General features: G+C 63.0%; 13 protein-coding genes. 3 read left to right on the forward strand and 10 right to left on the reverse strand.

Annotation, left to right across the window (positions count from 1 at the left end; all coding sequences use genetic code 11):
* Window positions 1-259: 259 nt before the first annotated feature.
* The 5 genes from OK351_RS13525 to OK351_RS13545 all read right to left on the reverse strand — a co-directional run bounded on the left by OK351_RS13525 (window position 260) and on the right by OK351_RS13545 (window position 4264).
* On the reverse strand, window positions 260-1033 hold the full coding sequence (locus OK351_RS13525) for an RES domain-containing protein (RefSeq protein WP_265159854.1): 774 nt from the start codon (window positions 1031-1033) through the stop codon (window positions 260-262).
* On the reverse strand, window positions 1033-1410 hold the full coding sequence (locus OK351_RS13530) for a hypothetical protein (RefSeq protein WP_265159856.1): 378 nt from the start codon (window positions 1408-1410) through the stop codon (window positions 1033-1035). Before OK351_RS13530 ends, OK351_RS13525 begins: the two co-directional genes overlap by 1 nt.
* A 170-nt stretch (window positions 1411-1580) precedes the next feature.
* Entirely contained in the window at window positions 1581-1784 is a 204-nt protein-coding gene (locus OK351_RS13535) for a hypothetical protein (RefSeq protein WP_265159858.1), read from the reverse strand.
* Between the two features lie 382 nt (window positions 1785-2166).
* Window positions 2167-3153 carry an NAD(P)-dependent oxidoreductase gene (locus tag OK351_RS13540; RefSeq protein ID WP_265159860.1) on the reverse strand — a complete coding sequence of 329 codons (987 nt, stop codon included), beginning with the start codon at window positions 3151-3153 and terminating at the stop codon, window positions 2167-2169.
* A gap of 13 nt (window positions 3154-3166) precedes the next feature.
* Entirely contained in the window at window positions 3167-4264 is a 1098-nt protein-coding gene (locus tag OK351_RS13545) for an isocitrate/isopropylmalate dehydrogenase family protein (RefSeq protein WP_265159863.1), read from the reverse strand.
* 217 nt (window positions 4265-4481) lie between these two features.
* Here OK351_RS13545 and OK351_RS13550 point away from each other — a divergent pair, with 217 nt between their 5' ends.
* Window positions 4482-5126: an IclR family transcriptional regulator gene (locus OK351_RS13550; protein ID WP_265159865.1), complete on the forward strand. Its 645-nt coding sequence runs from the start codon at window positions 4482-4484 to the stop codon at window positions 5124-5126.
* 88 nt (window positions 5127-5214) lie between these two features.
* Here OK351_RS13550 and OK351_RS13555 read toward each other — a convergent pair whose 3' ends face one another.
* The 4 genes from OK351_RS13555 to OK351_RS13570 all read right to left on the reverse strand — a co-directional run bounded on the left by OK351_RS13555 (window position 5215) and on the right by OK351_RS13570 (window position 9489).
* Window positions 5215-6621, reverse strand: coding sequence for a 2-hydroxycarboxylate transporter family protein (locus OK351_RS13555; RefSeq protein WP_265159867.1), 1407 nt, complete (start codon window positions 6619-6621; stop codon window positions 5215-5217).
* Between the two features lie 93 nt (window positions 6622-6714).
* On the reverse strand, window positions 6715-7593 hold the full coding sequence (locus OK351_RS13560; RefSeq protein ID WP_265159870.1) for a hydroxymethylglutaryl-CoA lyase: 879 nt from the start codon (window positions 7591-7593) through the stop codon (window positions 6715-6717).
* Entirely contained in the window at window positions 7593-8831 is a 1239-nt protein-coding gene (locus OK351_RS13565; RefSeq protein ID WP_265159872.1) for a CaiB/BaiF CoA transferase family protein, read from the reverse strand. The genes OK351_RS13560 and OK351_RS13565 overlap by 1 nt, the downstream gene beginning before the upstream one ends.
* A 292-nt stretch (window positions 8832-9123) precedes the next feature.
* Window positions 9124-9489 (reverse strand): META domain-containing protein, encoded by a 366-nt coding sequence (locus OK351_RS13570; RefSeq protein ID WP_265159875.1) that lies wholly within the window; start codon window positions 9487-9489, stop codon window positions 9124-9126.
* Between the two features lie 169 nt (window positions 9490-9658).
* On the opposite strand from OK351_RS13570, the gene OK351_RS13575 reads away from it, so the two are divergent.
* A complete protein-coding gene (locus tag OK351_RS13575) occupies window positions 9659-11305 on the forward strand; it encodes an ABC-F family ATP-binding cassette domain-containing protein (RefSeq protein WP_265159878.1) in 1647 nt (548 codons plus the stop codon).
* A gap of 11 nt (window positions 11306-11316) precedes the next feature.
* Here OK351_RS13575 and OK351_RS13580 read toward each other — a convergent pair whose 3' ends face one another.
* Window positions 11317-12390 (reverse strand): hypothetical protein, encoded by a 1074-nt coding sequence (locus OK351_RS13580; RefSeq protein WP_265159880.1) that lies wholly within the window; start codon window positions 12388-12390, stop codon window positions 11317-11319.
* Window positions 12391-12793: 403 nt separating this feature from the next.
* Between OK351_RS13580 and OK351_RS13585 the strand changes: the two genes are divergently transcribed.
* Window positions 12794-13906, forward strand: coding sequence for a fatty acid desaturase family protein (locus OK351_RS13585; RefSeq protein WP_371931451.1), 1113 nt, complete (start codon window positions 12794-12796; stop codon window positions 13904-13906).
* Window positions 13907-14083 lie beyond the last annotated feature (177 nt).

Raw genomic sequence — 14083 nt, forward strand, 5'->3', positions numbered from 1 at the left:
GCAAACGCAAGCAACGCAGGCTGGGGAAACTGACCCCTGTCCAGTTCGAGGCTAGAATGATCGAGTCCGTCGCTCTGGCGGCATAAATCACGGTGTCAACCAAACCCTCAGCAGACCCGGTTCTGCATTTCCGGTACCGGATCTGTCCGCGCGTCCGCGCGAGCCTTCAGGTAGTGGACATGGTTCCATGTTCAGACGGCCCGGTCCGAATATACCGGGTTCCCTCAACGCCGTATTTGCGGGTCGGCACTTGCCCTCATCAATTGACTCGAATATTGAATCGGCTGGTGACATCCAGCAGGTCAGGGTCCTCGGTGCTGTTAGGGGAACCTACGTCGCTGGTCACCAGCTCGTGATCCATCTCGTCGTCAGTTCGGCGCATCCAGAATGCCCAGCAATTGCCTGCACCATGCCTGGAGGTGAAACTGACTCCGTCGGCGAAACTGCCGTCTTCGAGGCGGAGGTTGCGAAGCCTGCTGGCAATCAGGGTGGTCAGTTTGCGGTCGGGCCCAAAAAGGTGTGAGAGATCCACTGCCTTAACGCCACAAGTCCGGTAAATTTCCGGGCCGATGTACTTGTCAATGTACTGAAGGGAGTGGGTCGTGCTGAGATCAAACCAAGTCAAGTCCTGTGTGCTTGAAAGATGGTATAGGCGTCGTCCCTCGCGCCAGTTAGCGGGAAATCCCCCGGGACGATCATGTCCCAGTGACTCTTGCTCATCTGCGTACAAGTTATACGCCTCATCTTCGGTCAAGCCGAACCGTTCTGCCATGAAGCCAATGGCTGTACGGGCACTGCTGTCGAGCCGGTATGAGTACAGGCATTCGGAAAATGCACCATTACGTGTTGAAGCTGCGTATAACGTCCTACCAGTGGTGTCGAATCGATTCCAGGAACCCACATCATCGGGGAAGAAGTGATCCCGCTCTATCGGGTTGAGCGCACCGTAGCTTTCAGCTGCAATACGATACCCGTTCAGAGGAGCGTGGACGATACTCGGTTGCCCGTCGACTTCTTCCACAATGGTGCTCATTATCCGTTGAACCCTCCTGATGCCATGGCCTCGGCCGCATCGATCACAGCCTTGAACCGGTCCTGATGTATGGCTTCGACTGGCGACATTTCGTCGAGCCATGGGTTGGCACCCAAGAACCATTGGCGGGCTACCTGATCACCGTCAACATCGGAGACCATTCTCCACGCACGGTGGGCTAGCAGGATTCGCGCTTGGAACGCGTCCGACGGAACACTTCCGTCTTCCTTCTGCCAGCGGTAACTTGCCTTGGGATCCTTGGCACCTGCTAAGGCGGAGACCATCGCTGCCCCGAGGGACGCATTGAGTCGCCGCACGATTTCCCGGAAGTCCATGCGGGCAGTTTCCGCGTGGGCTGTTCCGGTGGTCGTAATCATGTTTCCCACGAGCCGTCCACTTCCTGAGGTAGTTGGAAACGGCATCACCGCTTCCCTGGGCAGAAGGATAAGAACCCTACATGCAACAATCTTACTACTGATTTACAACGAATATGAGACTTCTTTCAACCGCACGGGTATAGGCAGATCCACATCCTGTCCATCCCGGTTCAACCACCAGCACCTTCGCTCTCCTCATCCAGCTGGACGCCATCGCGTCTGATCTTGTGGGTGCCAAAGTGGCCGACTTCCTTGCCGATGACGGTCGCGACGATGTCCGAACAGGAAATTCCGCACAAGTGGAAGGTCTGGGAGCAGGAGGTCTGCGGGCAACCGATCATCAATGACTGGCTGACCGTGATGGACTCAGGCAACGTCGCATCAGGGGCGGAATCGGCCCGGAGGGTTTCACGATTGCGTTCGCTACCCCCGGCGTCTGGCCTCCCGCGCGGAACAGCCGTTGCTCGTCCCTTGGGCGGGTAAAATTCTCGAGCCAACCCGCTCGGTGAGCTGATCGTGGCCGATCAGTTTCCTCTCGGCGGTAGCGAAGAGACAGGCCATCGCCGCATGCAATGCAGATGGCTTTGGGTAATCCCAGAGGGGAGTCTTCCTCTCCTGACTGTATAAGGCGTTTGCCCGTTTCCCTGCCGAAATCGACACTATGTGATGGCAGACGAAAAGCGACCCCGGACCTCACATGGTGGATCGGTCCGGAGCCGCACATCGCGCCGCTTGGTGGCAATTCTTCAGTCATCCTCAGTGCTGCAGGCTCGGCACCCGCTTGGTTTGGGTGATGACCCCGCGTGGGATCCCGCCATCCAGCACGGTGTTGATGTTCTGCCATACGGTTTCGATGCGCCGTTGCACGTTCTCCCAGCCCACACCCGCCATATGCGGTGTGCACACGACACTGTCCAGGCCCAGCAGTTCACTGTCCAGCCCCAGCGGTTCGTTGTCGAACACATCCATTCCTGCCCCGGCGATACGCCCCTCGCGCAGCGCCCGGATCAGGGCTCGTTCATCGATCACCTCGCCGCGACCGACATTGACCAGCACGGCGGTGTCCTTCATGCGCGCCAACTCGGCTTCCCCGATAAGCTTGTCCGATTCGGTGTTCAGCGGAAGGTTCACGCAAACGATGTCGGATGCGCCCATCAGTTCCTCCAGGCCAACCTGTTTGGCGGAGATGAGCTCGGAGACGGTCAGCGGGATTTCGGCGTTGTCATAGAAGACCACGTTGGCCCCGAAACCGTGGTGCACCACCTTGCCAACCCAGCGGCCGATATTCCCCAGCCCCACGATACCCACGGTCTTGCCGTAGAGCTCGGAGTACGAGGCCTCGTCCAGGTCCTGGCGCCACTTGCCTTCGTGTAGCGCCACCACGGAGGCCGGGATGCGGCGCAGCAGGGTCAGCATCAGGGTGACCGCGTGCTCCGCCACGGAGATCGAGTGGGTCTTCATCTGCGCCACCGGGATTCCCAGGCTGTCCAGGACCGCCGGGGGCAACTGGCCATAGCCGGAGCTCATGTACTGGATGAATTTCGCCTGGCCGGCGGCGCGGAAGACCTCTTCGGGCACCTCGATGCCGGAGACGATGAAGTCGGCGTCCACCGCTTCCTCGCACATCGATTCAACCGGGGTACCGGCAGGCAGCACGGTCAGCTCGAAGCCCTCCGGGGTGGACTGCTTCAGCCCGTCGATGTAGTCCTTCAAGGGGTTCAGGAACAGGACCTTTTGGGTCATGGTCATTTCCTTTCTACAGGCTGTGGGTGGTTGCCGGGAGGGTGGAAGCCAGTGCCTGGAGCACCGCGTCGGTGACCTGTCTGGTGGTGGCGTTGCCACCCAGATCCCTGGTGCGCGGTCCGGTAGCCAGTACCTGTTCCACCGCCTGGTTAATGCTGCGTGCGGCCTGCCGGCAAGTTTCATCACCCCGTTGTTCACCGAGCCAGCCCAGCATCATCGCCGCGGAGAGGATCATGGCGATCGGGTTGGCCTGGCCGGTTCCGGCGATATCCGGGGCGCTGCCGTGGGATGGCTGGAAGACACCGTGACTCAGGCTCACATCGGCGGAGGGGGCAACCCCCAGTCCGCCGACCAGCCCGGCAGCGATCTCCGAGGTGATATCGCCAAAGATATTCTCGCTCACGATCACGTCGAAACGTTCCGGGTCGGTGACCATGTACATGGAACCGGCATCGATGTAGTACTTGCTGCTCTCGATATCGGTGTTGCGGGCGGCGACCTCGTCGAAGACCTTTTCCATCAGCACGTTGCTGCGCAGGGCGTTGGACTTGTGCAGCAGGGTGACCCGTCCCGGGGTGCCCCGCCTGCGCCGCGCCCGGGCTTCGGAGAAGGCCAGGTCGAAGAGTTTCTCGCTGGTGGCGCGGGTGATCGTCATCCGGTCGGTGGCCTGCTCATCGCTTGGCTCGTGGCTATCGTGCAGCCCGGCGAACATCCCCTCGGAGGTTTCGCGGATCACCAGCATGTCCACGTTGTGTGCCTTGACCGCGGATTCCACGCCTTGGAAGAGCTTCACAGGACGCAGGCTGGCGAAGAGCTTGTAGTGGGCGCGCATTTCCACCTGGGCACCCAGCTCCAGGCCCTCTGGGTCTCGCACGTCGGGAAGTCCCATGGCGCCGAAGAGCACCGCGTCGGTTGCACCGATCACATCCATATCCGCTTCAGTGATCTTGCGTCCGGTACGGCGGTAGAGATCTGCGCTGAAGTCGTAGGTGGTGTACGACAGCTGCAGGTCGAAGTGTTTTTCGCTTTCACCGAGCACCGCCAGCGCGGAGTCCATGACCTCGGGGCCGATGCCGTCGCCGGGGATCACCGAAATGTTGTAGTGCGCCATTCTGAACCCTTTTCATTAATATTTCCCAATAAATGGGATTTCATTACTATTTAGTGGGAATACTTTAGCAGGGAGTGATGGCCGCCACCAGCCCTACGGCGGTTTTCCTGTTCTTGAATACACGATGTCGTTTCCCATACAGTAGGAACCGATTACCCCCATTTGGCAACAACCGTCGATTCGGGAGGTATTTCCCGTCAAGGAAGAGGCCCATCACGTGACTGAAACCGCCACCAATCGGCAGCTCGACCGCATCTGCCTGATCCTGGATGCCCTGGAGTTCGGGGATGCCACTGCCAGCGAACTGGCCCGGCGCACCGGGCTTTCCACCTCCACGGCGCACCGTTTGGCGTTGAATCTGGTCGAGTACGACTTCCTGCGTCGCGAATCCTCCGGAGACTTCAGCCTGGGACGGCGTTTCGTGCGCAGCCGGCTGGAAATCGTGGGGCTGAGCCACCTGACCCAGCTGCGCGACACCACGGGCGAAACCGCGCAGCTGTGGATCCGCCGGGGCGACTCGCGCATCTGTGTCGCTTCGGTCGATTCGCGGCACGAGCTGAAGGCCACGCTTCCGGTCGGCGCCAGCCTGTCCCTGCCCCACGGCTCCAGCGGCCGGCTGCTGGCCTTCGATGCCGCGGCCTTGAGCTCGGTGGAAACCCGGGGATGGGTGGAGTCGGTGGGACTGCGCACCCCCGGTCTGGGTTCGGTCAGTGCACCGATCACCCAGAAGGACCATGTGGTGGCCTCCATCTGCCTGGCCATGCCGCTCTCGCGCTGCGAGGTCTCCCCCGGCGAGGATCACGGGGCACTCGTTGCCCGGACCGCCGAACGGATCTCCCAGGCCTTCGCCGATCAACGCTAGGTTCGTGTCCCGGCAAGCAGTAGACCGGCGGCCCGGGCCACGCATGGTGCGTAGCCCGGGCCGGCGGTCTGGAGCCGGTTCCCCGGTGCTATACCGGCATGAAGGGCACCAGCATGGTGGTCAGGAACAGCACGAAGGCACCGCCGATGCGGGTGGACAACGCGGCAAACGGCATCAGGTGCATGCGTTCGGCGGCACTGAGCACCGAGACGTCCCCTGACCCGCCGGTATCGGCCATGACCAGCCCGGGGGTAATCGCAGCCTCCACGAAGTTGAACTTCAGCAGCCAACCGATGAACCCTCCGGAGGCCCCGGAGACGATCACCGTGAACACCACCAGCACCAGGAACATCGGGTCACCCAGCGAGGCGAGCACCTCGTTGATGTCGATGAAGGAAATACTCACGCCCACCAGCAGGGCCGGGACCAGGACCGCGGTGATCATCTCGCCCCAGTCGGTGGTGGCTTCCTCCAGGTCCTTGGGCAGCAGGCCGAAGATCTTCAGCAACGCAGCGGCGATGATCATCCATGCATAAGGGTGCAGCACCGGGAAGAAGCTGCCCAGCAGGACCCCGAGCACATACAGCACCGCGGTCAGGGCCAGTCCCTTGCCCAGGGTCAGGAAACTGGCCACGGTGCGCTTGGGCGGGGTGACCAGATCCTGGCGCTTTCCCTTCACCCGCATCAGTTCGCCGTTGCCGCTGAATCCCACAAACAGCTGCTTGCGCTTACCCAGGCCGTTGAGGATGCCGGCGAAGAGGATGCAGAAAATGTTGGCGGCAACCACGGCCGACATCAAATCCCCCATGAATGCCGAGGAATCGAGTCCGGTATGGGCGCCGTACATTTCGCCCATCGGCACCGCGCCGAGACCCAGCCCGCCGGCCATGACCGGTGCGGCGATGGTCAGCACCGACGTCCAGAAACCGTAGCCGGTGATCGCCCCCAGCACACCGGTCAGGGTGAAGGCCAGCAGGATGCAGGACAGCAACGGGATCGCGAAACGCGGGCCGGCCTTGATCAGCAGGGCGCGCGGGGCACCCAGGATGGAACCGGCGATCACCGCGGCGACGAAGAAGTCCAGGAAGCCGTGGGTGGTCACGAAGTCGGTGACAACCACGGTCATCGATTCCGGCATCACCCCATAGAAGATGAGCACCGCGGGCACGAAGGTGCACAGCACCGTGGGCAACCCGAAGTCGCGGATCACCGGGAAGAGGTTGCCCAGCCAGATCAGCAGCCCGCCGAGCATCATCGACACCGCGAACCCGCCGAGCATTCCTCCGGGAAGATTCCCGGTCAGGGCGGCGGTCAGCACCACTGCTGCCAGGATGATGTACAACCAGATCGGCATGCCGGTGATCGCGGTATGGCGCGGGTTGGGAAGGTGCGCCCCCTTGGGGATGTGTGCCTTCTGGATCCGTTGCGCCAGTGCAGCGGAGTCCACTTCCGTCACACTGGGCGGGACTTGTGCTGTTCGTTCGGTCTTCGACATCGTATTCTCCCGATGTTTAACGGTCCGCCTGCCGCCTGAGCGGCGTACGCCGCCGGGTTCAGCTGGACCTGTATGGAATCTAGGCTACGTTGCCTAGCGGGCAGGACGTGCTGTGGTGGAAAGCGGCAGGGCGGAGGCCACCACCGATCCGGCCAACGCGGTGGCTTCGGCCAGCGCGCTTTCATCGATCCCGGTGTCGTACCCCCGGGAGTGCAGGTAACCCACCAGTTCCCCGGTGGACAGGTTCCCGGCTGCCCCGGGAGCGAAGGGGCATCCCCCGTAGCCGCCCAGGGCGGCATCGAAGCGGTTGATGCCCGCATCCACGGCCAGCCCCACGGTCTCCAGCGCCCGGCCATGGGCGTTGTGCAGATGCAGGGAGTAGACCAGCTCCGGTTCGTGGTCCTGCACGTACTTCATCCGGTCCATCAGGCGCTGCGGCTCGGTGCTGCCCAGGGTGTCGGCCAACCCGATGTCGGTGATGCCCATGGATTTGAAGGCCCGCACCACGCCCAGCAGGCGTTCGGGGCTGATCTCGCCTTCGAACGGGCAGGTGAAGGCGGTGGAGACCCCGGCCACGAACCTGGTGTGCGGGTACCGGGCCACGTCGGCGGCCAGCGAGGCCAGCGCCGCTTCGATCCCCACCCCGGCGTTGGTGCTGCTGTGCGCCTGACTGGCCGAGGTGACCACCGAGACCTCCCGGACTCCGGCCTCCACCGCACGGGTGATGCCCCGGCCGTTGAGCGCCAGCGCGGTGTACCCGACGCCGGCACGGCGGTCCAGGCCGGCGAACACTTCGGCGGCATCGCCCATCTGCGGCACCCGGGCCGGGTTCACGAACGAGGCGACTTCCAGCCGCCGGATCCCGGCATCCACGATCGCCTCGGCCACCTGCAACTTGTGGCCGGTGGCCACGACCACGGCTTCGTCCTGCAGCCCGTCGCGCAGGAAGACATCGGTGATCTCGACCCGCATTACCGGCTCACCGCTTCGCCGTGCAGGGCGGCCAGCTGCGCCTGGTCGAACCCGGCCACATCGCGCAAGACCTGGTCGGTGTGTTCGCCCAGTTCCGGGCCGACCCAGCGCACGGATCCCTCGTGGCCCGGGATCTTGGGGACCACCCCGGGGAAGCGGATCAGTTCCGGCTCCCCGTCGATCATCACCGGGTGGGTCTGGATCATGTCGCGGGCCAGGTAGTGCTCGTCCTTGGCGATCGAAGGCGCGTCGTAGACCGGTGCGGCGGGAACCGAGGCGGCCTCCAACGCCGCGAGTACCTGCTCCAGGTCCATGCTGCCGGTGAAGGATTCGATGGCGGCGTTCAGTTCCGCCTCACGGGCCCCGCGCGCCTCGGTGGCCAGCAGGCTCTCATCCGCCGCCAGGTCCTCACGCCCGATGGCCTTCATCAGCCGGACAAACACCGAATTCGAATTTCCGCCAATTACCACTTCCAGGCCGTCCGCGCAGGTGTAGGAGCCGGTGGGCACTACCCCGGGCAACCGCCCGCCGGTGCGCTGGCGCACCATGCCATAGGCGTCGTAGTCGGGCACCAGGGACTCAAGCAGTGAGAAGACCCCCTCGTAAAGGGCCACGTCCACCACATTGCCGGCGGCGTTGCTTCCCCCACGGGCACGGTGGAACATCAGCATCAGCGCGCCGATGACCCCGTAGAGCCCGGCGACGGTGTCCCCCAGGCTTGCCGCGGCCCGTCCTGCCGGACGGTCGGGCTCCCCGGTGATGTACCGCAGGCCGGCGAAGGACTCGGCCGAACTGCCGAAGCCCGCCCGGTCCTTGTACGGGCCGGTCTGGCCGTAACCAGAGATGCGCACGATCACCAGGTCCGGGTTGATGGTATTGAGCACCTCCGGTCCCAGCCCCCATTTCTCCAGGGTTCCGGGGCGGAAGTTCTCGATGATCACATCCGTGGTGGCCACGATCTTCTTGATTGCCTCAACCCCGAGCTCACTGCGCAGATCCAGCGCCACCGACTTCTTGTTGCGGCCCACGGTGCGGAAGAGCATCGAGGTCGACCCCCGGGCCTTGCGCCAGTCGCGCAGTTCGTCACCCACGTGCGGCCTTTCGATCTTGATGACCTCTGCGCCGAAGTCGCCGAACACGCGGGCAGCGAACGGCGCGGCCACAAAATTTCCCAGTTCCAACACGCGGATTCCGGCCAGCGGCTGGTTGTCCGCACCCAGCTGTAGATTCTCAGTCAATGTCATAGTCCCTATCCAACAACCAACACTTTCCCACTTAGTGGGATTAGCTTCCCTTTGAGCGGTAAGACTGTAGCAAGTGATCCGCGACACAGCAAGGGTTTTCCTACCCAGGTTCTGGCAGTCTCGTCTCGTGTATCCGGACGTAGCTGTATGACGTGGGACGATACGTGAAACCGGTTGCCGGGAAGGAACCATGGGGAGCTCTGCAGGCTCGGCGAAGTCCAGGGCATGGAAAAAGCCCCACGCTTTGCGTGGGGCATCCCTGGACCGGGGACGTGGATCCGGGTGATTAGTGCCGGTGCAAGGTCCCGATTTCCTCGTCGCCCTGGTTGAATACCCGCAGGGTGTCGCCTTCAACGGTGGCCCGGTCGATGCCACTGAGCCAGGTATCCACGCCCTCGCAGTACATCCGGGTCGTGGCCACCGGCGCCAGAGTGACCTCGGACCCATCGGCTGTCCATTCACCCATCAGCCTGTTGCACCCGTCGCTGCCTGAAGCCGTCCCGTCCGGGCTCAGCTCCAGCCATGGTTGGCCCTCATCCTGGCTGCCCCAGATGCCGGGCAATGCCACATCCCCGGACGGACCGCTGGAACTGCACGCGGCGGTTGAGATCAGCACGGCGGATAGGACCAGGGCAAGCGCTAAGCGTTTCATGGTTTCAGGGTAAACCGCCTCAGTCCATGGCATCCACCCCTTTGAGCGTTTTCCCTGACAGCACGGGCAACCGCCCCTTCCCGCACCACATTTCCAACCGTTGTCCCGTGCCCAAGCTCTCCCGGAGCATGGTGAAGATCCGCTCGCAGGCAAAACTAGAATGGAGCCCATGAGCGCAACACTCGTGGCCAAGGACCTGACCGGCGGCCACGCCCACCGAACCCTGTTTTCCCAGCTGAGCTTCACCCTGTCCCCCGGGGATGTGCTCGGTGTGCTCGGAGCCAACGGCGCCGGGAAGTCCACCCTGCTGCGGCTGCTGGCCGGTGTGGACGAGCCCCAGGCCGGTTCCGTGTCCACCGCCCCGGACCAGGCGTTCATCGGCTGGATGCCGCAGGAACACGAGCAGATCACCGGGGAAACCATCGCGGACTACCTGGCACGACGCACCGGATGCGCCCAGGCAACCACGGCCATGGAAAGCAGCGCCGAACTGCTCGGCAGCGGCACCCCGGGAGCCGATGACGCCTATTCCGCGGCTTTCGACCATTGGATGGCCTGCGGTGCCATGGACTTGGAGGACCGTGCCCCGGCAGTACTGGCCGAACTGGGTTTCGATTTGCCCACCGAGACCCTGATGACTGCGCTGTCCGGTGGTCAGGTCGCCCGGGTGGCCCTTGCGGCACTGCTGCTCAGCCGCTTCGACATCGTCTTACTGGACGAACCGACCAACGACCTGGATCTGGCCGGGTTGCAGCGACTGGAATCCTTCATCACCTCGCTGCGCACCGGGGTCATTCTGGTCTCCCACGACCGCGAGTTCCTGGCCCGGTGCACCACCGGGATTGTTGAGCTGGACCTGGCGCAGAACAAGGTGGCGGTCTATGACGGCGGCTACGAGTCCTACCTGGAGGAACGGGCGATCAACCGGCGCCATGCCCGTGAGGCCTACGAGCAGTTTGCCGGGCAGAAGGCGGACCTGGTCTCCCGGGCGCGCACCCAGCGGGAATGGTCCTCCCAGGGCGTGCGCAATGCCATGAAGAAGGCCCCGGACAATGACAAGATCCGCCGCCGGGCCAATACCGAGTCCTCGCAGAAGCAGGCGCAGAAGGTCCGCCAGATGGAATCGCGGATTGCCCGGTTGGAGGAAGTGGAGGAACCGCGCAAGGAATGGGTGCTGCAGTTCGAGATCGCCGCGGCACCGCGTTCCTCCTCGGTAGTGTGCACGCTGAACGAGGCCGCACTGAAGCGCGGGGACTTCGTCTTCGGTCCGGTCACGGCCCAGCTCAATGTCGGCGAGCGCATCGGGATCACCGGGCCCAATGGTGCGGGCAAGTCGACCCTGCTTAAGCTCCTGCTCGGCCAGCTGACCCCCGATTCCGGTTCCTCCGCGTTGGGCGCCTCCGTGCAGATCGGGGAAATCGACCAGGCGCGCAGCTACCTGCCCGCCGACTCATTGTTGGGTGAGGCCTTCGAGGATGCGGTGCCGCAGCTTTCCCCGGCCGAGGCGCGTACCCTGCTGGCCAAGTTCGGACTGAAAGCGGACCAGACCGCCTCACGGGTGGCAGACCTCTCCCCCGGCGAGCGCACCCGGGCGGGATTGGCGTTGCTGCAGGGACGCGGGGTCAACCTGCTGGTGTTGGACGAGCCGACCAACCACCTGGATCTGCCGGCCATTGAGCAGCTGGAAGAGGCATTGGAAAACTACGAGGGTGCCCTGCTGCTGGTCACCCATGACCGGCGGATGCTGGAGAATGTCCGTTTGGACCAGCGCTGGTATGTGGAGCAGGGACAGGTCAGCTTCGGCGTCCATGGCTGATCCCGTGCCCATCAAGGGGTACTTCCTCCCTGGCCGCCGACCTGGTCGATGAGGATCTCGCCTTGCCGATCCACCAGCCTGGTGAACAACTGCTGCGAGGCCCCGAAAACCACCGCCCAGGCCATGATCTGCGAGGAGGTGTCCAGGGCACTGAGACCCGGGACGAATCCGCCGCGCATGAGCATCAGCCCCAGGACCGCGGTGATGGCCCCCGTGGGCAGCTTCATCAGCCCCAGGGTCACGGCCAGGCTGTAGGGGGTCGCCGTCCCCCGGGCCCGGCGCAGCGAGGGGGCACCGGCCACCGCGGCAGAGACCAATCCAATGAACAGCACCAGTGGAATGTCCAACGGTGTGACCGTGTTCCCGATCGCCCGGTCGATATCTGCGCTGAGGTCGGCAGCATCCCCGCTGGTGGTCTCGTCGGTAGCCTGGCTTGCTTCCTGCGGCGGGAACGGATTCTCGTTGATGGGGCACACCACCTTAGCCTGTTCCACCGGGTTGAAGCACAAGGCCAGGTCTGCCGGTCGTTGCACACCCCAGACTCCCACCGCCGCGGCGATGGCGAACAGCACCACCGTGCACAACATCAGGGTGATACGGAAACTGCGCAACCGGGCGTATTCGCGACGATAGGCCAGATGTGCAGCGGCACTGGCGCTCACGATGGTTTCCAGGACCTCGTCCTTCACGTCCTTGTCCTTGGGACCGCCACATTTCACCAATCCCTCAAAGGCCTTGCGCTGTTCATCGGCTTCGTCCAAATGGTTCACCACGTCCGCATGGATCTTCGCCAGTCTCCCCAGGACATACTCTGCCGCACCACGCCTGAGCATGAGTTCCTCGGCGGCATGCACCCTGGCCATGGCCGATCCGATGAGCATCGCACCGCGGTTGAACCTGAATCTGAGTCTGGTGATGACCTGTTCGGCTGCAGACAAGTGCGCCAGAATCTCCTCATCCAGCTGTTGCTTCTCCTGGTCCACGGTGCCGGCCGGATCCGTGCTCTGCAGCCATTTCAATTCACTGCGAAGACGTTCGGCATCTGACAGAACCAGCCTGACCGTGACATTCAGGAATCCCTTCATCTCCGGAAATTCTTCAACCTTGCTCTTGGCCACGGTGATCAGTCCCCCTACTGCTGCCGGTCTGCTGAGTGTGCCGCCGGAGGCGTTACAGCGGCATTACAGCGTCACGTGTCCCGTCCTCGGACAGTGCGGATTCCGGTGGCCAGCATCCCTGCCATTTGTGCGTCGCGTCACAATGCGGAGGTGCCCGGCCTGGAACCGCAGGAGCCCGAACTCCGGCGGACCGCCATCAACTACGGGGTTGAGCCCCAGCCATGCCCGCCTTTGGTCCCACACCTGTACCCCTAAAGTGCGTCATGATCAGCCGTCACACAGTCTTTCAACGTAGACTTCAGTCATAGGAGTTGAGACTTTCAGTTCTTTCGACTGAAAAGTCGCCGCTACACACCCGAGGACTTTTTACTTGAGTAGCACTTCTTCCACTTTGTCCGCTCCCGTCTCGGACCAAAAGTTTGTCCGTCCGGGAGATCCCAAGAGTTTCTTCCATGTCAAGGCCCTTGTCGGGGAAGCCGGGTTGACCGGCCGACGACGTGGACACTATTTGGGCATGGGCATTGTGTTGCTGGCTTTACTCGGTGGCATCATCACCGGCTTCGTACTGCTCGGCGATAGCTGGTTCCAGCTGCTGATGGCCGCCGCCTTGGGTATCCTGCTGACCCAGTTCGCGTTCCTGGCCCATGAGGCCGCGCACCGCCAGATCCTTTCCTCTTCGAATACCAATGACACGCTGGGCCGCTTCCTGGCAAATGTCGTGGTGGGCATCAGCTACCAGTGGTGGATGAACAAGCACAACAAGCACCACGCGACCCCCAATACCATCGGCAAGGATCCGGATATCGAGTGGGACACGATCTCCTTCCAGCCGGAAGATGCCCAGCGACAAAAAGGTGTGCTCAAGTGGATCACCGAACGCCAGGGTTACCTGTTCTTCCCGTTGCTCACCCTTGAAGGCCTGAACCTGCATTACCAGTCCATCAAGTACCTCTTCGCCGGGGGACGGGTCAAGCGCCGTGGCCGCGAGATCACCGCAATCGCCCTTCGCCTGTCGATCTACCTGGCAATTGTCTTCACCTTCCTGCCGGTGGGCATGGCCTTCGCCTTCGTCGGTGTCCAGCTGGCCGTCTTCGGCGTGTACATGGGCGGTTCCTTCGCCCCGAACCACAAGGGCATGCCAATGGTGCCCAAGAACCAGCGCATCGACTTCTTCTCCCGTCAGGTGCTGACCAGCCGCAACGTGATGGCCAAGAGCCGTTGGGGCAACGAGGTGCTCTCCATCATCTTCGGTGGCCTGAACTTCCAGGTTGAGCACCACCTGTTCCCCTCGATGCCACGGGCCAACCTCGCCGCGGTCTCCGAGATCGTGCGCAACTACTGCGCCGAGCACCAGATCCCGTACACGGTGGCCACCGTCCGCCAGTCCTACGCCCAGGTGATCACCTACCTGAACAAGGTCGGCCTCTCGGCCCGCGACCCGTTCGACTGCCCGATGGTCTCCGGATACCGGCAGTTCCAGTAAGCCCTGTCGTCCTAGACACCAATGCCCGGCACAACCCGGTGACCTTGTCACCTGCGTGCCGGGCAATGGTGTTCCCGGCTTGAAGATCACCTTCATCCTAGATGACCGTGAATCCCCGGAAAACGGCAGAGTGCCTGGCAACGATTCCGCTGTCGCCGCCCGGCTCAGCTAACGAGT

Source organism: Glutamicibacter sp. MNS18 (genome assembly GCF_026107515.2).
Classification (GTDB): domain Bacteria; phylum Actinomycetota; class Actinomycetes; order Actinomycetales; family Micrococcaceae; genus Glutamicibacter.